Source organism: Microbacterium sp. NPDC003461 (assembly GCF_053588335.1).
Genome location: NZ_JBSFPT010000011.1, coordinates 22,632 through 43,695, shown reverse-complemented (window position 1 = coordinate 43,695; position 21,064 = coordinate 22,632). Strand labels below are relative to the sequence as shown.

Genomic DNA, 21,064 nt, shown 5'->3' with positions numbered 1-21,064 from the left:
GGACGTGTCGGGAGGCGACCGGGTGGCGGCGACGGCCGCCACCCGGTCGTTTCGTGCTCCGATCAGCCGTTGACGGCCGCGGCGATGTCGTCGGACATCTTCTGCCACAGCTGCGCCGGGTCGCCCTCCCCCTTGACGATCGCCGTCTCGGTCACGCCCCAGAACTCCCAGACCGCGCCCATCTCCGGAATGCTCGGCATGGGCACCCCCTGCGCGCCGACCTGACCGAACCCGGCGACGATGGGGTCGTCCGCCACGGCGGCCTCGAACGCCGCGGTGAGGGCCGGCGCACGACCGCCGACCTCGTACAGCGCGGTCTGCACCTCCTCCGATCCGACGTAGTTGGTGAGGAAGTTCGTCGCGGCCACGACGTTCTCGCTCTTGGCGCTCAGGAAGAAGCCCTGCACGCCGACGAACGGCTGCGCGGGGTTGGGGCCGGGAGCCGGGATCGGGTCGACGGCCACGTCGAGCCCCGCCTCCTGTGCGGACGGCACGTTCCAGGGGCCGGTGAGGAAGAAGGGGGCCCTGCCGGCGTTGAAGTTCTCGCGCGCGAGGTCGCCGTCGATGTTGGGGTTGAACACGCCCGCGGCGCCCTGCTGCGCGAGCCAGGCCGCGAAGGCCTTGCCGCCGTCGCTGCCGATCTGCAGGTCGTCCGCGTTGTAGGTGCCGTCGGCGTTGGTGCCGAACACGGGTGCACCGAACGAGGTCTGGAACGGGTACAGGTGGTACGGGTCGCCCGCGGCGGGGTCGAGACCGACGAGCACCTTGTACTCCGTGCCCGCGGCGTCGGCCATCTGCACCATCTCGTCGAACGTGGCGGGCGCCTCCGGGGCGAGGGCGGTGTTGCGCACGAGCGCGATGTTCTCGATCGAGTACGGGACGCCGTAGACCTTGCCGTCGTAGGTCCAGGCGTCGGTGGCCACCTTCTCGAACTCCGCCGCCTTGTCGCCGAGCTCGATGGGGGCGACGACACCGTTGGTCACGAGCGTGCCCAGCCAGTCGTGCGCGCCCACCGCGATGTCGGGCCCCTTGCCGGTGGGAACCTGCGCGACGAACTGGTCGCGGATCTCACCGAAGTCCTTCTGGACGAGGTCGACCTTCACGCCCGTCTCGTCCTGGAACGCCTCCGCGGCGTCCTTCAGCACGGTGGCGCGATCGGCGTCGACCCAGACCGTCAGGGTGGAGGTCGCCTCGCCGCCGCCATCCGAGGGCGCGTCGCCGGACTGCCCGCTGGAGCAGCCCGTCAGGCCCAGCGCCGCCACGACCGCGAAAGCCGCGATGCCGCGGCCCTTGGTGATCACCTTCATTGGTGTGCCCTTCTGATTCGCCCCGGCGCGTCGCCAGGTTCTGCAAGCGGTTACAGAGTGACACGCGCGGATCGGATGTGCAAACGTCTCGCGCCCCGGATCCGTGTCGATATAGATCCGTGATGCACGCGACGCTGGGCACCATGCATGCAAGCGCTTCCAGATTCCGCGCACGTCGCCTAGAGTGCACGCATGACTTCCGAATGGTGGCGCACCGCCGTGATCTACCAGATCTACCCCCGCTCCTTCGCGGACGCGAACGGCGACGGCATCGGCGATCTGCCGGGCGTGACGGGCCGGCTCGACGCGCTGAGCGATCTCGGCATCGACGCGATCTGGCTCTCGCCGTTCATGACCTCCCCGCAGAAGGACGCCGGCTACGACGTCGCCGACTACTGCGATGTCGATCCCCTCTTCGGCACGCTCGCCGACTTCGACGAGATGCTCGCCGCGGCGCACGACCGCGGGATCCGGGTGATCGTGGACCTCGTGCCGAACCACTCCTCGGATCAGCACCCGTGGTTCCAGGCCGCGCTCGCGGCCGCGCCGGGCAGCCGCGAGCGGGCGCGCTACATGTTCCGCGACGGCAAGGGCGAGCACGGCGAGCTGCCCCCGAACAACTGGCAGTCGGTGTTCGGCGGCCCGGCGTGGACGCGCGTGACCGAGGCGGACGGCGAGCCCGGCCAGTGGTACCTGCACCTGTTCGACTCGTCGCAGCCCGACTTCGACTGGGCGAACGATGAGGTGCGCGAGGAGTTCCGCCGCATCCTGCGCTTCTGGCTCGACCGCGGCGTCGACGGCTTCCGCGTGGACGTGGCGCACGGTCTCGTCAAGCACGACGAGCTGCCCGACTATATGCCGCCGGAGGACAGCGACTCCATGGGCGGGCGCGAGCCCGTGCCGTACTGGGGCCAGGAGGGCGTGCACGAGATCTACCGCGACTGGCACCGCCTGCTGGCCGAGTACGACGGCGACCGCGCGCTCTGCGCCGAGGCGTGGATGCCCACGGCCGAGGAGACGGCGCTGTGGGTGCGGCCCGACGAGATGCACCAGGCGTTCAACTTCCCGTACCTCACCGCGCCGTGGGACGCGGCCGAGCTGCGCGACGTCATCGATCAGTCCTTCGCGGCGTTCGGCGGCGTCGGCGCGCCGACCACGTGGGTGCTGTCGAACCACGACGTCGTGCGGCACGCCACGCGGCTGGCCCTCGGCGCCGACGCCCCGCAGGGGCACGGCGTCGGACCGAGGACGCCCGGCAAGCCCGATCCCGAGGCGGCGCTGCGGCGCGGGCGCGCGGCCACGACCGTGATGCTCGCGCTGCCGGGATCGGCGTACCTGTACCAGGGCGAGGAGCTCGGCCTGCCCGAGGCGATGGAGATCCCGGACGAGGCGCGCCAGGACCCGACCTGGTTCCGCACGGACGGCGAGCGCTACGGCCGCGACGGCTGCCGCGTGCCGATCCCGTGGGAGGCCCAGGCCCCCGCGTACGGCTTCAGCGAGACCGGCGCCTCGTGGCTGCCGCAGCCGCCGGAGTGGGAGCGGCTGGCCCGCGACGTCCAGTCGCCCGATCCGGCCTCGACGCTCAACCTCTACCGGGAGCTGCTGCGGCTGCGCCGCGCGCAGGGGCTCTCCAGCGGGCAGTTCGACTGGGTCGAGGAGGCGCCGGGGGACACGATCTGGTTCCGCTGCGCGGGCGTCACGGTGATCGCCAACCTCGGCGACGCCCCCGTGCCCGTGCCGGAGGGCCTGCGCGTGCTCGTCGCGAGCGGTCCCGTCGAGGGCGAGATCCCGACCGACACCGCCGCCTGGCTCGTCCGGACGTGACCGGCGGGACGGGGCGCGCCGTGAGCATCGCCGAGGTCGCGCGGCTCGCGGGCGTCTCGACCGCGACGGTCTCGCGCGCCCTGTCGGGCCGCGGGCACGTGTCCGAGGCCGCGCGCGCCCGCGTGCTCACGGCGGCGCGCGAGCTGGGCTACGTCGTCTCGCAGGCGGCGTCGAGCCTGGCGAGCGGCCGCACCCGCAACGTCGGCATCGTGCTGCCCTTCCTCGGCCGCTGGTACTTCTCCTCGGTGCTCGAGGGCGCCCAGCAGCGGCTGATGCACGCCGGCTACGACGTGACGCTCTACAACCTCGCCGGGCACGACGGCGAGCGCGCCATGGTGTTCGAGCAGTTCCTGCTGCGCCAGCGGGTGGACGCCGTGATCGCCGTCGCCCTCGAGCTCACCGACGACGAGCTCGGCACCCTCCAGGCCATCGGCAAGCCGCACGTCGGCGTCGGAGGCCCCATTCCCGGCGTGCCGACCCTCATGATCGACGACGTCGCCGTGGCCCGGCTCGCCACGGAGCACCTCATCGGCCTCGATCACCGGCGCATCGGGATCATCGGCGGTGACCGTGCCTCGGACCTCGACTTCCACGTGCCCGACAAGCGCCTGCGCGGCTGGCAGCAGGCGCTCACCGACGCGGGCATCACGCCGGAGCCGCGCCTCGTCACCCAGGCCGACTTCACGGTGCAGGGCGGATACACCGCCGCCAAACAGCTGCTGGGCGCGCCGCTGCGCGACCGGCCGACGGCGATCTTCGCCGCATCCGACGAGATGGCCTTCGGCGCCATCCTGGCCGCGCGCGACCTCGGCCTCGACGTGCCGGGCGACGTGTCGATCGCGGGCGTGGACGACCACGACCTGGCGGAGTTCTTCGGCGTGACGACGGTCGCCCAGTTCCCGCGCACGCAGGGGGCCAGGGCCGCCGAGATCCTCCTGACGCAGCTCGAGCCTCGCGGCGACGAGCTCACGCCGGCCGATACTCCGCTGCCCTACGAGCTGCGCGTGCGCCGCTCGACCGCGCGCCCTCGCAGCTGAGCCGCGCCGGCGACTGATAGGCTCGATGCAGCGCCCGGTTTCCGTGGCGCCTCGTCGTGCCTTCATCGAGCGCCCTCTGCGCTCTGCGACTGCCGCGGCGAACGGACCGGCGATTCCGCCGCGTTCGCCCTCCATCCGCCGCGTGCTCGCGTCCTTCCGTTCTCGGATCGCGCCGCGCCGCGTCGCGCGGATCATCCGAAAGAGAATCCATGACCTCTGCGACCACGCAGACCCCCTCGTTCGCCGATCTCGGCGTCCCCGCCCGCCTCATCGACGTGCTCGTCGCCGAGGGGCGCCCCACCCCCTTCCCCATCCAGCAGGCGACCCTGCCCTCCACGCTCGCGGGCCGCGACGTGCTCGGCCGCGGCAAGACCGGATCGGGCAAGACGCTCGCGTTCGCGATCCCGCTCGTCGCCCGCCTCGCCGCCCTCGGCGCCGAGCGCCGCGCCGGCTCGCCCACGGCCCTCGTGCTCGCCCCGACGCGCGAGCTGGCGACGCAGATCGCCAGGGTCGTCGAGCCCCTCGCCCAGGCGCAGGGCCTGAAGACCACCACGATCTTCGGCGGCGTCTCGCAGCGCCCGCAGGAGACCGCGCTGCGCGGCGGCGTCGACATCGTCGTGGCGTGCCCCGGCCGCCTCGAGGACCTCATCTCGCAGAAGATCGTGCGCCTCGACCGCGTGGCCGTGACCGTGCTCGACGAGGCCGACCACATGGCCGACCTCGGCTTCCTGCCCGGCGTGACGCGCCTGCTGTCGCAGACCCCCGCCGGCGGTCAGCGCATGTTCTTCTCGGCCACGCTCGACAACGGCATCGACAAGCTCGTGAAGCGCTTCCTGAGCGACCCCGTGCACCACTCGATCGACTCGGCCGAGTCGCCCGTGGCCGCCATGACGCACCACGTCTTCGAGGTCGACGCCGAGGCCAAGAACGACCTCGTGTTCGCGCTCGCGTCGGGCACCGCCCGGCGCCTGCTGTTCACGCGCACCAAGCACCAGGCCAAGAAGCTGGCCCGCCAGCTCACGGCCAAGGGCATCCCGGCCGTCGATCTGCACGGCAACCTGTCGCAGAACGCCCGCGACCGCAACCTCGCCGACTTCTCGTCGGGCGCGGTGCGCGTGCTCGTCGCCACGGACGTCGCCGCGCGCGGCGTGCACGTGGACGGCATCGAGCTGGTCGTGCACGTCGATCCGCCCGCCGAGCACAAGGCGTACCTGCACCGCAGCGGCCGCACGGCCCGCGCCGGCTCGTCCGGCGATGTCGTGACGATCATGCTGCCCTCGCAGCGACGCGACACGAAGGACCTGCTGCGCCGGGCCGCCATCTCGGTGCAGCCGCAGGCCGTGACCCCGTCGCACCCGGCCGTCGTCGCCCTCATCGGCGAGGTCGCCCCGCGCGTCGCGCCCGGCGCCGGCCTGCCCGGCGCGGGCAACCCGCCGGCTCCCGGCGCCACGGGCGGCGGACAGTCGCAGGGCGCCAACGCGCGCCGCAAGCGCGCCGCCCGCTCGGGCGACGTCGCCGCACAGACCCCGCGCGAGGGCTCGGGCCAGCGCCGCCGCCGCGGCGGATCCGGACAGGGATCGGGCGGAGCGGCCCAGGGCCAGCGCCGCTCGGGCCAGGGCGCCCCGGTCGGCCGCTCCGGTGCCCCCTCGGTGTACAGCACGTCGTCGGGCTCGTCCGCGCCCCGCACCCCGCGCCGCGCCCAGGGCTGAATCAGCCGTCTTCTTATTGAGTCTGCGCCGCTCGGGCACCCGCTGCGCGGGCGCGCGCAGCGGGTGCCCGAGCGCGCGCAGACGCTTCTGAAAAGAACACTCACTCCGTCGAGGCGCGGATGACCAGTTCCGGCTCGAACTGGATCTCGCGCGGGGCGGCGCCGTCGGCCGCGTCGGCGAGCAGGCCCAGGGCCGTCGCGCCGATGAGGTGGCTCGGCTGCCGCACCGACGACAGCGGCACGACGGCGGACTGCGCGAAGTCGATGTCGTCGAAGCCGATGAGGGCGACGTCGTCGGGCACGCGGATGTCGCGCGTCATCACGAGCGCCTGCATCACACCGATCGCGAGCAGGTCGTTGGCGGCGAAGACGGCGTCCGGGCGATCCGCGCCGCGCGCCGCCAGGGCGTCTCCCGCCGCCCGCCCCTCGAGCACCGTGAGGGCCGATCGGAAGACCGCCTCGAGAGAGGCGCCCGGCACCTCCGCCACCGCGCGCCGCGCGCCCGCGAGGCGATCCGCCACCTGCCGCAGATCCTCGGGACCGCCCACGTACGCGATCCGGCGCCTCCCGCGATCCAGCAGGTGCCTCGCGGCCAGGTAGCCGCCGCGCTCGTCGTCGACCGCGACGAACGAGAAGCCGCTCCCGGGCGCGCCGCGGTCCACGAGCACGACGGGCGTGCCCTTGTCGCGCAGCCGGGCGAGCCGTTCCAGCTCGCCCCCGATCGGCGAGACGAGCACGCCCCGCACGCGCTGCTCCTCGAACAGGCTCAGGTACGCCGCCTCGCGATCGGCCTGCTCGCCGCTGTTGCCCACGATCACCGACAGCCCGCGGGCGGCCGCCTCGTCCTCCGCGCCGCGCGCGACGTCCATGAAGAACGGGTTGCGGGCGTCGAGCACGATGAGACCGACGGTGGTGCTGCGCCCCGCGCGCAGCTGGCGCGCCGCGTCGTTGCGCACATAGCCGAGCTCGTCGATCGCGCCGCGCACGCGCCGCACCGTGTCCTCGGCCACGGCGCCGGGGCGGTTCAGGACGTTCGAGACCGTGCCGACCGAGACGCCCGCGCGCTCCGCCACATCGCGGATGCTGACCACCATACCGTCCCCTTCGTTTGCCCCCGGAGCATGTATCGTTTCATAATGAAACGATTCATCCGGCGCGCGGATCGCGCGTCGGACCCCGGAAGGTGACGCGACGACGGCGCACCGAACGACAGGAAGACTCGATGATGAGCACGTCTGACTCCGCCCCGCGCCAGCCGCAGCGAATCTGCTTCACGCTGCGCGTGCGCCCCGAGCTCGTGGACGAGTACATCGCCCGCCACTCCCCCGTGTGGCCCGAGATGCTCGCCGAGATCGCCGCGTCCGGGCGCCGCGACTACTCGATCTTCCACCTCGGCGGCGGCCTGCTCGTGGGCGTCTACGAGACGGACGACGACGAGGCCTCCCGCGCGTACCTCGCCCAGAGCGAGGTGGCCGCGCGCTGGGAGGAGTCGATGCGCCCCTTCTTCGTCGAGCTCGACGCGCGCGCCGACCAGGGCGCACCCACGCATCCCGAGGTGTTCCACCTCGAGACGCAGCTCTCCCAGACCCGATCCTGAACCACCCAGGGCGACGACGCCCGCGCGAGAAAGGCCCACCGTGACCACCCTCAGCCCCGACATCCTCTCCGCCCTCGAGCAGCAGGCCATCGAGCTGCCCTCGTGGGCGTTCGGCAACTCCGGCACCCGCTTCAAGGTGTTCGCCACCCCCGGCACGCCGCGCGATCCGTTCGAGAAGATCTCCGACGCCGCGCAGGTGCACCGCCTCACCGGCCTCGCGCCCAGCGTGGCCCTGCACATCCCGTGGGACATGTGCGACTTCGGCGACCTCCGCAAGCACGCCGAGGACGAGGGCGTGGCGCTCGGCACGATCAACTCCAACACCTTCCAGGACGACGACTACAAGTTCGGCGCCCTCACCCACGAGGACGCCGCGGTGCGCCGCAAGGCGATCGACCACCACCTCGCGTGCATCGACGTGATGCACGAGACCGGCTCGCGCGACCTCAAGATCTGGCTCGCCGAGGGGTCGAACTATCCCGGCCAGGCCGACATGCGGGGCCGCCAGGATCGCCTGCACGAGTCGCTGCGGGAGATCTACGACCGCCTCGGCGACGACCAGCGCCTCGTGCTCGAGTACAAGTTCTTCGAGCCGGCGTTCTACCACACCGACGTGCCGGACTGGGGCACGTCCTACGCCCAGGTGTCGGCGCTCGGCGAGAAGGCCATGGTCTGCCTCGACACCGGCCACCACGCCCCCGGCACGAACATCGAGTTCATCGTCATGCAGCTGCTGCGGCTCGGCAAGCTCGGCTCGTTCGACTTCAACAGCCGCTTCTACGCCGACGACGACCTCATCGTGGGCGCCGCCGACCCGTTCCAGCTGTTCCGGATCGTCTTCGAGGTGATCCGCGGCGGCGGCCTGAACAACCCCGACGTGGCGTTCATGCTCGACCAGTGCCACAACGTCGAGAACAAGATCCTCGGCCAGATCCGCTCGGTGCTGAACGTGCAGGAGATGACAGCCCGCGCGCTGCTCGTCGACCAGGCGGCGCTGCGCGCCGCGCAGGTGGCCGGCGACCCGCTCGCCGCCAACGCGGTGTTCATGGACGCGTTCTACACGGACGTGCGCCCGGCGTTGGCCGAGTGGCGCGCGTCGCGCGGCCTGCCCGCCGACCCCATGCAGGCCCAGATCGAGTCGGGCTACCAGCAGCGGATCGAGAACGAGCGCGTCGGCGGCCAGCAGGCCGGCTGGGGCGCGTGACGCACCGAACGGAAAGACGCACCCTGATGACCACTCAGAAGCGCACGCTCACGGCGTGGAAGGCGACGATCGCGGTCGCCATGTCCAACTACATCGAGGCGGGGGCGATCATCGCCCTCGCAACGAGCCTCGGCCTGTGGCAGGAGGCGTTCGGCTTCGACGACGGCGTCGTCGGCATGGTCGCCGCCCTCTCGGCCAACGCCTTCGGCGCCGCGATCGGCGCGGCCATCGGCGGCCCCCTGTGCGACCGCCTCGGTCGCAAGTTCATCTACACGTACGACCTGATCGTGTTCATGATCGGCGCCCTGCTCGTCGCGTTCTCGGCGGGCCTTCCCATGCTGCTCGGCGGCGTGATCCTCATGGGCATCGCCGTGGGCGCGGGCGTGCCCGCGTCGTGGACCTACATCGCCGAGGAGGCGCCGGACGAGCACCGCGCGGCGCACGTCGGCACGGCCCAGCTGGCGTGGTCGATCGGGCCCGCCGTCGGCTTCCTGCTGGCCGTGCTCGTGCACCCGCTGGGCCTGATGGGCTCGCGCCTGATCTTCGTGCACCTGTTCGTGATCGCCGCCATCACGTGGTGGGTGCGCCGCGGTCTGCCCGAGTCGCGCCGCTGGAAGGACGAGCGCGACGCCGCCACCGCCGCCGGCACGCGCGGCGGGTTCTTCTCGGGCATCGTCGACCTGCTGCGCAACCCCAAGAACTGGGGCGCCCTGCTGTTCCTGCTCGGCGTGTACGGCCTCTGGAACACGGTCGCCGGCCAGGCCGGCATCTTCCAGCCGCGCGTCTACGAGGCGGCGGGCCTGCACGACGAGATCCAGCAGAACCTGCTGCAGGTGCTCGTGTGGTCGCTCACCGCGCTCGCCACGTGGGCCGGCTTCATGCGCTACGGCGACCGGGTGAGCCGCCGCTGGCTGTACTTCGGCGGCGCGCTGCTGGGCATCGTCGGCTGGATCGTGCTCATCTACGCTCCCCCCGGCATGGTCTCGCTCGTGTTCTTCGCCGTCGCGTGGGGCGTCTCGGCCGGCATCGGGGCGCAGGCCTTCTACGGCCTGTGGACCGCTGAGCTGTTCGCCACCCGCTACCGGGCGAGCGCGCAGGGCGTGCTGTTCATGCTGGCCCGCGTCATGGTCGGCCTGCTGAGCCTCGTCTTCCCCGTGCTGCTCAACACGATCGGCCTCGGGAACCTCGGCCTGATCATCCTCGGCCTGCTGGCGGCCGCCCTCCTGATCGGCACGATCTGGGCGCCCAAGACCGAGGGCAAGACGCTCGAGCAGATCGAGCGCGAGCGCTACGGTGACCGCGTGCCGCTGCACACCGACGCGCCCGCGAAGGTCTGACCGCTCGCCCGCGACCCGCGCCGGCGGGTCGCGGGCCGCGGCGCGCGACCGGTTAGATTTGTTCAATGAACGACGGGGGCTCGGCGAAGCCGGTGACGATCCGCGACGTCGCCGCGCGCGCCGGTGTGTCGGCGGGAACGGTCAGCAATGTCCTGAACCGCCCCTTCTACGTCAACGCCGCCACGCGGGAGCGCGTCCTCGAAGCCATCCGTGAGCTTCGCTTCACGCCGCGCCAGCGCGCCCGCCAGTTCCGCCCGGGCCGCATTCGCACCCTCGGCATCGTCGTGGCCAATCTCGACAACCCGTTCTTTGTGGACGTGGCACTGGGCGCGGAGGAAACCGCCCGCGAAGTGGGCGCGGGTGTCGTCCTCACCAACAGCGGTTATGACCCGGAACGGGAGAACCAGAACCTCGACCTCCTCGTCCAGCAGCGCGTCCAGGGCATCATCATCTCGCCCGTCGACGAGCGCAGCTCCAGCCTGCAGATGCTGCGCGACCGGGGCGTCCCCACCGTCTTCGTGGACCGGGTGGGCGAGGAGGCGCGCGACGCCTGGAGCGTCGTCGTGGACGACAGGCTCGGCGGCCGCCTGGGAACCGCCCACCTCATCGCCCGCGGTCACCGCCGGATCACCTTCGTCGGGCACCCCGAAAGCTCCCCCAAGGTGCGGATGCGGCTGGAAGGGGCGCGCGAGGCGGCGCGCGCCGCCGGCGACGTGGAGATCGATGTGCTGGAGGCGGAATCGTGGACCGTGCAGGCCGGCCGCGCCGCCGGCGCGCTGCTGGCCGACCGCAAGCCGGAGCGACGCCCGACCGCGCTCGTCTGCGCGAACGACATGGTCGCCCTCGGGGCGACCCAATCGCTCATCCGCGCCGGACTGCGCGTGCCGGAGGAGATGGCGGTCGTCGGGTACGACGACCTCGAGTGGGCCCAGCTGTCCCACCCGCCACTGACGACGGTGCGTCAGCCGCGCCGCCTTCTCGGGGCCACCGCCGTGCGCATGGTGATGGAGCTGATGCGGCACGATGCACCGCAGCCGCGCAACAATCACGTGGTCCTGCAGCCGGAGCTCGTCGTGCGCGAGACGACCTGACGCCCGCCGCACCCCCGACGGCGAGGGGGCCGGTCGCGAACACGCGACCGGCCCCCTCGCGACGGATCAGAACGCCGGCTCCTCGGAGTCGACGTTCTCCGCGGTCACGACGGTGAGCGGGATGGGCAGTCGCGCATCCACCGACTCCCCCTGGGCGACCTTCACGATCGTTTCGAGGGCGAGCCGGCCGTCCTCGACGGGCGACTGCACGATCGTGGCCGTGTAGTAGCCCTCCTTGATCGCCTCGAAGGCGTCCTGCTGGCCGTTGATGCCGACGATCGCCGGGATGTCCTCGAGCGACTTGCCCGCTTCCGTCCACGCGTCGATGAATCCCCGCGCCATCGTGTCGTCGTTGGCGTACACCCCGTCGATGTCGTCACCGAACCGCGTGATCAGGTCGCGGCTCATCTCGAGCGCCTTCTGCTGATCGAAGTCCGCGTTGACGGTCTGGAGGACCTCGATGTCCGACCCGAGCTCCTTCAGCCGATCCGTGAAGCCGTCGGTGCGTCCGATCGTGGTGCCGTTGCCGGCCTGACCGGCGATGATCACGACGTTCCCCTCGCCACCGAGCGTCTCGTTCAGCGCATCCGCGGAGAGCACGCCCTCCTCGTAGACGTCGGGGCCGGTGAACGACGCGTACAGGCCCTCCGCCTGCTCGCCCATGGGGGTGTTGATGAGCACGACCGGGATGTCGGCATCCTGGGCGGACACGAGGCCCGGCACATACGCTTGCGGGTCGAGCGGCCACAGCACGATGCCGTCCGGGTTGCGGCCGATGCAGGTGTTCAGCTGCTCGGTGCCGGTCTGCACATCGAAGTCCTGGCTCAGGAGCGTGACGTTCACGCCCGCCTCCTCCGCCGCCGCCTGGAACGCCTCGTTGGCGGGGGTCGCGTACGCGTGCGATTCGGCGGCGGTGATGTAGCAGATGTCCAGGGAACCATCGGCTGCGCCGCTGTCACCGGCGCATCCGGCGAGCGCGAGCGCGGTCAGTCCCACGGCGACGCTGCCGATCAGGTGGGTGCTTCTCATGGTGCGTGAGTCCTTTCGGATGGGGTGGTGTTGCGGCGTGTGATCCGCCATCGCCGGATCACGGCGTCCAGGGGTTCGACGCGCCGCGTCTTGCTCGACACGAAGCGGTCGAGAAGGATCAGGAGGAGCAGGATGACGCCGGTCACGATGTCCTGCACGTACGACGGCACGCTCTGGTACTCCATCGCCGTCGTGAGCGCGGCCAGCACGAGCAGACCGCCGAGGGTGCCCCACGCCGAGCCCCGCCCGCCCTCGAGGCGGGTGCCGCCGATGACCACCGCCGCGATCGCCGTGAGCGCGATCGTCTCGCCGAACACGGGCGAGCCCGTGTTGACCGCGAGGCTCTGCACGACGCCGGCGACGCCGGCCATGAGCCCGCTGAAGACGAACGCGCCGAAGAGGTAACCGTGCGACCGCACACCGCTCGCGGTGGCGCTGACGTGGTTGCTGCCGACGGCGAACAGGTTCCGGCCCGCCACGGTGCGCGAGAGCCAGATGGCCAGCAGCACCACCGCGGCGAAGAACAGGAAAGTGCGCAGGCTGAACAGGCCGCCGATCGGGCGCGACACCGCCAGCCCGAAGAGCGGGTCGAGCCCGCTGACCGGACGCGAGTCGGTGAGGGTGTGGCACAGCGCCCGGAACATCAGCATGGACGCGAGCGTGGCCACCAGCGAGTTCACCTTGAGCACCACGACGAGGATGCCGTTGACGATGCCGGCGCCGATGCCCACGGCCAGTCCGATGAGGGCGGCCCCGAACTGCCCGAACTGCGGTTGCAGCCCGATCGCGGCGATGCCGGACAGCGCGAGGATCGCGCCGACCGACAGATCCAGCTGACCCGCGATCAGCACGACCGTGAGCCCGACGGCGATGAGCCCCATGGTGGCGACCCTGTCGAGGCTGAGGCTCAGCGAGCGCATCTCCAAGAATCCCGGAACCGTCGAGGCGCCGACGATCAGGGTCGCCACGAGGATGATGATCACCCGGTAGTGCACGAGCCCCAGGAAGATGGGGCCGTCGAAGAATCGACGGGCGGTGTTCATCGGTCTCCTCCTCTGCGTCGCAGCGCGATATCGAGCGCCACCGCGCCCGCGATGAGCGCCCCCTTGATGAGCCCCTGCGGCTCCGTGGGCACTCCCTGCAGCACGAGGATGTTCGTGAGCAGTTGGACGAACAGCAGCCCGCCGATCGCCCGGGGGATGTTCCCGAACCCGCCGAGGAGGCTGACGCCGCCCACGACGACGGCGGTGATCGCGTCGAACTCGTAGCCGAGACCGATCCCGGGACGGGCGGTCTGCAGCGTCAGCCCGAGCAGCACCCCGCTGAAGCCCGCCAGGCCCGCCGTGAGCACGAAGGCCGCGGCCCGCGTGCGCTTGACCGGTACGGCGCTCGCGCGCGTGGCGTACGGGTTGGACCCGACGGCGTACGTCCAGCGACCGAGGACGGTGCGTGAGAGCACGAGGTGGCCCAGGACGGCCACGGCAAGGAAGATCAGGACGATCACGGGGACGCCGCCGAGGATGCGGCTGGTGAGCAAGCCCTGCATCTGCTTGTCGCTGCCGTAGACGATGACACCTCCCACCGCCGATTGGGCGATGCCGAGGACGATGATCCCCGTCGCGAGGGTCGTGATGACGGGGTTCAGGCCCGCGTACCCGATCAACACGCCGTTGAGCACTCCGGCCGCGGTGGCGACGAGCACGGCGACCACCGCCGCCGGGATGCTGCCGATCTGCGGCTGGAGCGCGAGCACGAGGATCCCGCCGACGGCGACGGTGGCGGGCACGGACAGATCGGCCATGCCGCGCGTGATGAACACGAAGGTCATGCCGACGACGATGACGCCGACGATCGACATGTTGATCAGCACGTTCGTGAGGTTGCGCGCGGTGAGGAACTGCGGGCTCAGGAGCGCGCCGATCAGCAGCAGCGCCACGATGCCGCCGGGCAAGCCCACCCAGCTCAGCGCGCGGGTGGCGCCCCGTTCTCGTGTCAGCCGGGGACCGGCCATCGATCCGGTGAGGGTCATTCGCTTTCTCCTGTCGCCGCCTTCATCACGACCTGTTCCGTGGCCTCGGCGCGGCTGAGCTCGCCGGTGACGCGGCCCTCGTGGAGGACGTACACGCGGTCGCTCACGGCCAGCACCTCGGGAAGCTCGGAGGAGATCATCACGATGGCCACGCCGGCGGCCGCGAGGGCACCGATGATGGTGTGGATGTCGGCCTTGGCGCCGACGTCCACGCCCCGCGTCGGCTCGTCGAGGATGAGCACGCGCGGCTTGGCCGCCAGCCACTTCCCGAGCACGACCTTCTGCTGGTTTCCGCCGCTCAAGGTGGACACGCTGCGCTCCACGAGAGGCGGGGAGACGCCGAGCGCCTCCACCTGCTCCCTCGCGACGGCGTTCTCGCGCCGACGGGACAGCCAGCCGAGGCGGCTCAGCGACGGCAACACGGACAGACAGAGGTTGTCTCGGATCGACAGCTGGGGCGCGATCCCGTCGCGCTTGCGGTCCTCCGGAACGTAGGCGATTCCCGCGCCGACCGCGCCGCGGGGGTCGGAGGCGATCACCTGCACGCCGCCGACGCGCACGGTGCCCGCATCATGCGGATCCAGCCCGAAGATCGCCCGTGCCACCTCGGTGCGGCCCGCACCCACGAGCCCGGCGAGGCCCACGATCTCACCGGCGCGGGCCGTGAGCGACACGTCCTCGAACACGCCGGCGCGGCTCAGGCCGCGCACCTCCAGGACGACGTCGCCGATCGGGACCTCGCGCTTCGGGAACACGTCCGTCAGGTCACGGCCCACCATGGAGCGGATCATGTCGTTGGGTGTCATCCCCGCCACGTCGCGCGTCTCGATGTGGCGGCCATCACGCAGCACGGTGACACGGTCGGCCAGGTCGAGCACCTCCCGCAGCCGATGGCTGATGTAGATGACGGCGACGCCGTTCGCCTTCATCCGCCGCACGACCCGGAACAGCGACTGCGCCTCGTGCTCGCTGAGCGACGAGGTGGGCTCGTCGAGCACCATGATGCGCGGCTCGCTCGCGTACGCCTTCGCGATCTCCACGATCTGCTGCTGGCTCACGGTGAGCGAGCCGACCAGCTGCAGCGGGTCGACGTGGGCGTCCAGGTCGTCGAGCACCTGCTGCGCCCGGGAGAGCAGCGTGCGCGCATCGACGAATCCGCCGCGCGCGGGCGTGCGGCCGAGGCTGATGTTCTCCGCGACGGTCAGGTCGGGAACCAGGTTGAGCTCCTGATACACCATGCCGATGCCGCGACGGCGCGCGTCGATCGGCCCGGCGAGGTGCACCTCCTCACCGTCGAGCGAGATCGTGCCGTCGTCGGGCTGGTAGATCCCCGCGAGGATCTTCATCAGCGTGGACTTGCCGGCACCGTTCTCTCCGACGATCGCGTGCACCTCACCGGGGTGCACCTCCAGCTCCACGTCCGAGAGCGCCCGTATGCCCGGGAAGGACTTGCCGATGCCCCGCATGTGCAGGGCGGCGACGCGGGTCGTTGTCATCGTCCTCTCCTCTGCGAGGGACCGAAACGGAAGGTGAGGGAGTAGGTCACGGACTCGCCGACCTCGAGCACGGGCAGCACGCGGTCGGCCCGAGCCCGGGCACGCCCCTGGATGTGGCCCACGTTCGCGGGCTCCAGCCCCATCACGTAGTGCCCGACGCCGGACATCTTCCACTGATGCAGAGCGGGCAGCGTCTTCGCGTCGAACAGGAGCTCGCACCGCACGTCGACGGCGGGGTTGTCGATGACCGCGCGCCCCTCCCCCGCGCTGAAGTCGTGGAGGAACACCTGCTCGGCGAAGCCGGGCTGCGGGGGCTCGATCTCCGCCCATCGGGCGACGCCCGCGGCCGCGGCCGCGTCGCGCGGGGTGACGCGCCGGGACGGGATCTCGAGCGCGGCGCGCTCGTCGAGCAGCGGCCACCCGAAGTTCGCGTGGTAGAGCACGAGATGCCCCGCGGGCGAGAGTCCCTCGTTCGTGACGGTGTCCGTGATCGTGATCTCGGTGCCGCCGAGGGGGGCCGTCAGCGTGCGCCGCAGCACGAGGTTCTCCTGGAAGACCTTCGCCTGGCGCACCTCGCCCGCGATGCGCAGCTCACCGTCGGCCACACGGATCTCGCTCACCGACGCGGGCGTGGTGCCGACCCGCCCATGCATGGGGTACTCCACCCCGTCGTCGGTGCTGGGTGGCCCGAAGGTGTCCAGCCCGCAGGTCGCGAGCAGCCCGCCGCCGAAGGTCCGCAGCCACTCCGTGCCGCCATGCTCCGCGAGGTGAGGGGAGCCGATCCCCGTCGGCGAGATCCAGGCGACGGGAACGCCCCGCACGGTGGCGTGCCCGAGGTCGAGAGCCCGATCCGGGTGGACGTCGATCTCGAGCCCGCCCCCGGTGATCATGCGCAGCCGCCGGGCGCCGCGGGCCGGCCCGTCGTCCTCCGTGAAGCGGTCGATCCGCGCGACCTGGCTGAGCGCTCCCACACGGCGCGGGAGCTCCCTCTCGTCCGCGCCGTGGAGCGGAGGGCGCTCCCCGGGGGCGGTCACGGCCGTCCCAGCGGGAGCATCGCACGGTCGCGCTCGAGCTCGCCGTTGCCGGGGCCGAAGTGCTTGAGGACGACGAGGTCCTCGGTCGGCGAGAGGTTCCGGATCGTCACGCCGTTCGCCGCGGCCGCGGCGGTGACATAGAACTCGTCGGAGGACAGCTGACCGTAACGAATGGACGAGATGGCGGCGATGTGCTGCCCGTTGATCTCTCCCACGCCGCCGACGGCGATGAGCCCATGCGCATCCGCGTCCGCGACCGTGGCGGTGCCTCCCGGTCGCACGGTGAGCTCCTTGGCGCTGAAGCTGTCGGACCGGTAGGTGACCCACTTCTCGACGTAGTCGCGGCCGCCGGCGGCTGCGGACGCGGAGGTCTGCACGGGGGGCGTGAACCGGTGGCTCCAGAACTCCGGGTCCACGTTGCGGTCCCAGTCGACGAGTTCGACGATGAACTCCAGGTCTCCCCGTCGGTCCTCGGGCACGTCCTTCCACAGGAGATCGTCGGGCACCTCCCGGTGGTTCGACCAGGACTCCGTCATCGCGAACACGTCGCACGCCGCCTGCGGTTCATAGGTGCACATGCTCGCCGGCGCGTGCAGCACCCCGGCCGGCACATCCCAGCCGGTGCCGGGCGTGATCCGGTACGCCTTCGACAGGTCGGTGATGCGGTTGTCCCCGCCCCGGAGGAAGGCCTCCAGCTTGTCCAGCACCTGCTGCCTGGTCGTCTCCGGGTGCAGGCCGAAGAAGGTGTACGGGAACTCGCCGGGGTGGTTGTTCATCTGCGGCGGGAAGTAGTAGGCCTCGGGCTTGCCCGGCTTGCCGACGAGGGCGGCGTGCTCGTCCCGGTGGTGGATGTGGAAGGGCAGCGGCGCGAGGTTGTCGAAGAATTTCGAGTACATCGGCCACAGCCCGTGCGTGTCCCAGTGCCGCCCGATGGCGTCCGCACGGAAGTGGGCGATGAACTCGTCGAACGGGATGAGCGCCCCGTCCGGGCCGACGACCAGCGAAAGGCCCTCGAACGGGTCGGTGAGAGGCCCGTTGTCCGCCCGGATCGCCGACGCCAGCCAGCGCTCGTCGATCCCGCCGCGGTCCTTGGCGAGCGGGAAGTAGTCGTCCGGGTGCAGGCGCAGGCGCTTCGCCGGCGCGCAGAAGGCGCGCGGCACCCACGCGGGTGCGAGGCGCAGGATCCCCCCGCCCGCCTCCATGGCGCGCTCCATCGCCGCCGTCTCGGACGTCACACCGTCGTAGGGCCCAGCCTTCGTCATGATCTCCTTCGATCCGGCGACGGACGCCGAGGGCGTCGTCGCCTACCTCGCGTATGGTTCATTGAACCCGAATTGATTTCAATGAAGCTAGCGCGCGGCCGTGGTCGTGTCAACACACGTCGGCTCACGTTCCGGGGCTCGGGGGGTGCGCGCCCTCCGCCTCCCCTCCCCGGGCGCGGAGCCGGACGCCGCGAGCCTCTTAGGATTCCCCCATGCCCCTCCGCGATCTCGATGTCGAACGGCGCCGCGAGCGGCTCGTCGCCCTCGCCCACGAACCGGACGGCGTGCTGATCGACGCCGCCGCCGAGCTGTTCGCCGTCTCGAGCATGACCATCCGCCGGGATCTCCTGGAGCTGGAGACGGAGGGCCGTGTGCGGCGGGTACGCGGCGGCGCGGTGGCTCCCGAGACGGCGCGCGCCTTCGATGCCCGGCTCGCCGTGCGCGCGACGGCGAAGCGCGCCATCGCGGCGAAGGCGCTCGCCCTCGTGCCGCAGCGCGGGGCGATCGCCCTCGATGCCTCGACGACCACGCACACGCTGGCGGGAGCACTCGGGGCACGCGAGCGGCTGGCGGTCTACACGAACGCTTTCGAGTCGTTCCAGGTGCTGAGCCGACTCGAGGGTGTCACCGCCGTGCTGTCAGGGGGAACGGCGGAACCCACGACGGGCAGCCTCGTCGGCCCCATGGCGCACCGCGCGCTCGAATCGGTCTATGTCGACGTCTTCTTCGCCTCGGCCGCCGCCGTCGACGCCGAGGACGGCACGTCCGAGGTGTCGATCGAGGAGGCCGAGGTGAAGCGGGTGATGGCACGCGGCGCCACGCGCACGGTGCTGTGCGTCGACTCACGCAAGCTCGGCCATCGCGCGTCGGCGCGCGCCCTCGAGGTCGGGGAGTTCGCCACGCTCGTCACCGAGCTCGATCCGCGCGACCCGCAGCTGGATCCGTATCGGGACGCCGCGGAGATCCTGTGAGCGCTTCCGGATAACGTTTGACTCTGTTATCTTTCACATGACATAACACCGCGTCCGAAGGGACACGCATGACCAACCCCGCCGTTGAGGCACTCATCGCCCGGAGCAACCGTCTGGGCTCCGACCCGAAGAACACCAACTACGCCGGCGGCAACACGTCGGCGAAGGGCACCGACATCGACCCCGTCACCGGCGAGCCCGTCGAGCTGCTGTGGGTGAAGGGATCCGGCGGCGACCTCGGCACGCTCACCGAGGCGGGGCTCGCGACGCTGCGCCTGGACCGCATGCGCGCGCTCGTCGACGTCTACCCCGGCATCGAGCGCGAGGACGAGATGGTCGCGGCCTTCGACTACTGCCTGCACGGCAAGGGCGGCGCCGCTCCCTCGATCGACACCGCCATGCACGGCCTCGTCGACGCCGCGCACGTCGACCACCTCCACCCCGACAGCGGCATCGCGATCGCGACGGCGGCCGACGGCGAGGAGCTGACGCGGAAGATCTTCGGCGACAAGGTCGTGTGGGTGCCGTGGCGCCGCCCCGGCTTCCAGCTCGGGCTCGACATCGCCGAGATCAAGAAGCAGAACCCGCAGGCGATCGGCACGATCCTGGGCGGTCACGGCATCACCGCGTGGGGCGAGACGAGCGAGGAGAGCGAGCGCAACTCGCTCTGGATCATCGAGACCGCGCAGGCGTACATCGACGCGCACGGCAAGGCCGAGCCGTTCGGATCCGTCCGCCCCGGCTTCGAGGCGCTGCCGGAGGACGAGCGCCGCGCCAAGGCGGCCGCCCTCGCGGCGACGATCCGCGGGCTGGCCAGCCACGACAAGCCGATGGTCGGGCACTTCACCGACGCCGACGTCGTCCTCGACTTCCTCGCCTCCGAGAAGGCCCCCGCGCTGGCGGAGCTGGGCACGAGCTGCCCCGACCACTTCCTGCGCACCAAGGTCAAGCCGATGCTGCTCGACCTGCCGGCCTCGGCCTCCGTCGAGGAGTCGATCGCGCGCCTGAAGGAGCTGCACGCGCAGTACCGCGCCGACTACACCGCGTACTACGAGGCGCACGCGACCGCCGACAGCCCCGCCATGCGCGGCGCCGATCCGCTCATCGTGCTCGTGCCCGGCGTGGGCATGTTCAGCTACGGCGCCAACAAGCAGACCGCGCGCGTGGCGGGCGAGTTCTACGTCAACGCGATCAACGTGATGCGCGGCGCCGAGGCGCTGTCGACGTACGCCCCCATCTCGGACGCCGAGAAGTTCCGGATCGAGTACTGGGCGCTCGAGGAGGCCAAGCTGCAGCGCATGCCGAAGCCCAAGACGCACCAGGGCCGGATCGCATTCGTCACCGGCGCGGCCTCGGGCATCGGCAAGGCCATCGCCACGCGCCTGGCGAAGGAGGGCGCGTGCGTGGTCGTCGCCGACCTCGACCTCGAGAAGGCGCGGGCCGTCGCGGCCGAGCTCGGATCGACGGACGTCGCGATCGGCGTGGCGGCGAACGTCGCCGACGCCGACGGCGTGCAGGCCGCGATCGACGCGACGCTGCTCGCGTTCGGCGGCATCGACCTCGTCGTGAACAACGCGGGCCTGTCGCTGTCGAAGCCGCTGCTGGAGACCACCGAGAAGGACTGGGACCTGCAGCACGACGTCATGGCGAAGGGATCGTTCCTCGTCTCGAAGGCCGCCGCGAAGCCGCTCATCGAGCAGGGCATGGGCGGCGACATCGTCTACATCTCGTCCAAGAACTCGGTCTTCGCGGGCCCGAACAACATCGCGTACTCGGCGACGAAGGCCGACCAGGCGCACCAGGTGCGCCTGCTGGCGGTCGAGCTCGGCGAGCACGGCGTGCGCGTGAACGGCATCAACCCCGACGGCGTCGTGCGCGGCTCGGGCATCTTCGCCTCGGGCTGGGGCGCCAACCGCGCCGCGACGTACGGGGTCAAGGAGGAGGAGCTCGGCCAGTTCTACGCCAACCGCACCATCCTCAAGCGCGAGGTCGTGCCCGAGAACGTCGCCGACGCCGTGTACGTGCTCACGGGCCCCGAGCTCAGCCGCACGACCGGCCTGCACATCCCGGTCGACTCGGGCGTGGCCCAGGCGTTCCTGCGATGAGCGGCGTGATCACTCCCCTGCGCGTCTGCACAA

17 protein-coding genes are annotated in these 21,064 nt (G+C 71.4%); 9 read left to right on the top strand and 8 right to left on the bottom strand.

What is annotated here, in order from left to right:
- Positions 1-62: 62 nt before the first annotated feature.
- Positions 63-1,307 carry a sugar ABC transporter substrate-binding protein gene (locus ACWDR7_RS06435; protein ID WP_449854103.1) on the bottom strand — a complete coding sequence of 415 codons (1,245 nt, stop codon included), beginning with the start codon at positions 1,305-1,307 and terminating at the stop codon, positions 63-65.
- A 192-nt stretch (positions 1,308-1,499) separates the two neighbouring features.
- Here ACWDR7_RS06435 and ACWDR7_RS06430 point away from each other — a divergent pair, with 192 nt between their 5' ends.
- The 3 genes from ACWDR7_RS06430 (at position 1,500) to ACWDR7_RS06420 (ending at position 5,877) form a co-directional block, all read left to right on the top strand.
- Positions 1,500-3,131: a glycoside hydrolase family 13 protein gene (locus ACWDR7_RS06430; RefSeq protein ID WP_449854102.1), complete on the top strand. Its 1,632-nt coding sequence runs from the start codon at positions 1,500-1,502 to the stop codon at positions 3,129-3,131.
- A 20-nt stretch (positions 3,132-3,151) separates the two neighbouring features.
- Entirely contained in the window at positions 3,152-4,168 is a 1,017-nt protein-coding gene (locus ACWDR7_RS06425; RefSeq protein WP_449854101.1) for a LacI family DNA-binding transcriptional regulator, read from the top strand.
- A gap of 209 nt (positions 4,169-4,377) precedes the next feature.
- Positions 4,378-5,877: a DEAD/DEAH box helicase gene (locus ACWDR7_RS06420; protein WP_449854100.1), complete on the top strand. Its 1,500-nt coding sequence runs from the start codon at positions 4,378-4,380 to the stop codon at positions 5,875-5,877.
- Positions 5,878-5,977: 100 nt separating this feature from the next.
- On the opposite strand, the gene ACWDR7_RS06415 is transcribed toward ACWDR7_RS06420, so the two are convergent.
- Positions 5,978-6,970 carry a LacI family DNA-binding transcriptional regulator gene (locus tag ACWDR7_RS06415; protein ID WP_449854099.1) on the bottom strand — a complete coding sequence of 331 codons (993 nt, stop codon included), beginning with the start codon at positions 6,968-6,970 and terminating at the stop codon, positions 5,978-5,980.
- 131 nt (positions 6,971-7,101) lie between these two features.
- On the opposite strand from ACWDR7_RS06415, the gene ACWDR7_RS06410 reads away from it, so the two are divergent.
- The 4 genes from ACWDR7_RS06410 (at position 7,102) to ACWDR7_RS06395 (ending at position 11,105) form a co-directional block, all read left to right on the top strand.
- Entirely contained in the window at positions 7,102-7,473 is a 372-nt protein-coding gene (locus ACWDR7_RS06410; RefSeq protein WP_449854098.1) for an L-rhamnose mutarotase, read from the top strand.
- 40 nt (positions 7,474-7,513) lie between these two features.
- The gene (gene rhaI / locus ACWDR7_RS06405) at positions 7,514-8,677 is read left to right on the top strand and encodes an L-rhamnose isomerase (RefSeq protein WP_449854097.1); all 1,164 of its coding nucleotides are present in this window, start codon (positions 7,514-7,516) and stop codon (positions 8,675-8,677) included.
- Positions 8,678-8,703: 26 nt separating this feature from the next.
- The gene (locus ACWDR7_RS06400; RefSeq protein WP_449854096.1) at positions 8,704-10,014 is read left to right on the top strand and encodes an MFS transporter; all 1,311 of its coding nucleotides are present in this window, start codon (positions 8,704-8,706) and stop codon (positions 10,012-10,014) included.
- A gap of 65 nt (positions 10,015-10,079) precedes the next feature.
- Positions 10,080-11,105, top strand: a complete 1,026-nt coding sequence (locus tag ACWDR7_RS06395) for a LacI family DNA-binding transcriptional regulator (protein WP_449854095.1) — start codon at positions 10,080-10,082, stop codon at positions 11,103-11,105.
- A 66-nt stretch (positions 11,106-11,171) separates the two neighbouring features.
- Here the strand turns inward: ACWDR7_RS06395 and ACWDR7_RS06390 are convergent, their stop codons facing one another.
- From ACWDR7_RS06390 to ACWDR7_RS06365, 6 genes are read right to left on the bottom strand one after another with little or no spacing between them, the layout of a single operon-like run.
- Positions 11,172-12,134, bottom strand: coding sequence for a sugar ABC transporter substrate-binding protein (locus ACWDR7_RS06390; RefSeq protein ID WP_449854094.1), 963 nt, complete (start codon positions 12,132-12,134; stop codon positions 11,172-11,174).
- Positions 12,131-13,177, bottom strand: a complete 1,047-nt coding sequence (locus tag ACWDR7_RS06385; protein WP_449854093.1) for an ABC transporter permease — start codon at positions 13,175-13,177, stop codon at positions 12,131-12,133. The genes ACWDR7_RS06390 and ACWDR7_RS06385 overlap by 4 nt, the downstream gene beginning before the upstream one ends.
- Complete coding sequence (locus tag ACWDR7_RS06380; RefSeq protein WP_449854092.1) at positions 13,174-14,163, bottom strand: ABC transporter permease; 990 nt, start codon at positions 14,161-14,163, stop codon at positions 13,174-13,176. The genes ACWDR7_RS06385 and ACWDR7_RS06380 overlap by 4 nt, the downstream gene beginning before the upstream one ends.
- Positions 14,160-15,659: a sugar ABC transporter ATP-binding protein gene (locus tag ACWDR7_RS06375; RefSeq protein WP_449854091.1), complete on the bottom strand. Its 1,500-nt coding sequence runs from the start codon at positions 15,657-15,659 to the stop codon at positions 14,160-14,162. The genes ACWDR7_RS06380 and ACWDR7_RS06375 overlap by 4 nt, the downstream gene beginning before the upstream one ends.
- Positions 15,656-16,630, bottom strand: a complete 975-nt coding sequence (locus ACWDR7_RS06370) for an aldose 1-epimerase family protein (protein ID WP_449854090.1) — start codon at positions 16,628-16,630, stop codon at positions 15,656-15,658. Before ACWDR7_RS06370 ends, ACWDR7_RS06375 begins: the two co-directional genes overlap by 4 nt.
- A gap of 59 nt (positions 16,631-16,689) precedes the next feature.
- A complete protein-coding gene (locus tag ACWDR7_RS06365; protein WP_449854089.1) occupies positions 16,690-17,955 on the bottom strand; it encodes a hypothetical protein in 1,266 nt (421 codons plus the stop codon).
- Between the two features lie 212 nt (positions 17,956-18,167).
- Between ACWDR7_RS06365 and ACWDR7_RS06360 the strand changes: the two genes are divergently transcribed.
- Together ACWDR7_RS06360 and ACWDR7_RS06355 are read left to right on the top strand one after the other, a co-directional pair.
- Positions 18,168-18,926 (top strand): DeoR/GlpR family DNA-binding transcription regulator, encoded by a 759-nt coding sequence (locus ACWDR7_RS06360; RefSeq protein ID WP_449854088.1) that lies wholly within the window; start codon positions 18,168-18,170, stop codon positions 18,924-18,926.
- Between the two features lie 68 nt (positions 18,927-18,994).
- Entirely contained in the window at positions 18,995-21,031 is a 2,037-nt protein-coding gene (locus tag ACWDR7_RS06355; protein WP_449854087.1) for a bifunctional aldolase/short-chain dehydrogenase, read from the top strand.
- The last annotated feature ends 33 nt before the right edge of the window (positions 21,032-21,064 follow it).

Excerpts from the sequence above, each read along its gene's own strand:
- ACWDR7_RS06365 (WP_449854089.1), bottom strand. The coding sequence starts at position 17,955 with ATGACGAAGGCTGGGCCCTACGACGGTGTGACGTCCGAGACGGCGGCG.
- ACWDR7_RS06435 (WP_449854103.1), bottom strand. The coding sequence starts at position 1,307 with ATGAAGGTGATCACCAAGGGCCGCGGCATCGCGGCTTTCGCGGTCGTG.
- ACWDR7_RS06400 (WP_449854096.1), top strand. The coding sequence starts at position 8,704 with ATGACCACTCAGAAGCGCACGCTCACGGCGTGGAAGGCGACGATCGCG.
- ACWDR7_RS06410 (WP_449854098.1), top strand. The coding sequence starts at position 7,102 with ATGAGCACGTCTGACTCCGCCCCGCGCCAGCCGCAGCGAATCTGCTTC.
- ACWDR7_RS06395 (WP_449854095.1), top strand. The coding sequence starts at position 10,080 with ATGAACGACGGGGGCTCGGCGAAGCCGGTGACGATCCGCGACGTCGCC.
- ACWDR7_RS06390 (WP_449854094.1), bottom strand. The coding sequence starts at position 12,134 with ATGAGAAGCACCCACCTGATCGGCAGCGTCGCCGTGGGACTGACCGCG.
- ACWDR7_RS06360 (WP_449854088.1), top strand. The coding sequence starts at position 18,168 with ATGCCCCTCCGCGATCTCGATGTCGAACGGCGCCGCGAGCGGCTCGTC.
- ACWDR7_RS06380 (WP_449854092.1), bottom strand. The coding sequence starts at position 14,163 with ATGACCCTCACCGGATCGATGGCCGGTCCCCGGCTGACACGAGAACGG.
- ACWDR7_RS06385 (WP_449854093.1), bottom strand. The coding sequence starts at position 13,177 with ATGAACACCGCCCGTCGATTCTTCGACGGCCCCATCTTCCTGGGGCTC.
- ACWDR7_RS06355 (WP_449854087.1), top strand. The coding sequence starts at position 18,995 with ATGACCAACCCCGCCGTTGAGGCACTCATCGCCCGGAGCAACCGTCTG.
- ACWDR7_RS06375 (WP_449854091.1), bottom strand. The coding sequence starts at position 15,659 with ATGACAACGACCCGCGTCGCCGCCCTGCACATGCGGGGCATCGGCAAG.
- ACWDR7_RS06430 (WP_449854102.1), top strand. The coding sequence starts at position 1,500 with ATGACTTCCGAATGGTGGCGCACCGCCGTGATCTACCAGATCTACCCC.
- ACWDR7_RS06420 (WP_449854100.1), top strand. The coding sequence starts at position 4,378 with ATGACCTCTGCGACCACGCAGACCCCCTCGTTCGCCGATCTCGGCGTC.
- ACWDR7_RS06415 (WP_449854099.1), bottom strand. The coding sequence starts at position 6,970 with ATGGTGGTCAGCATCCGCGATGTGGCGGAGCGCGCGGGCGTCTCGGTC.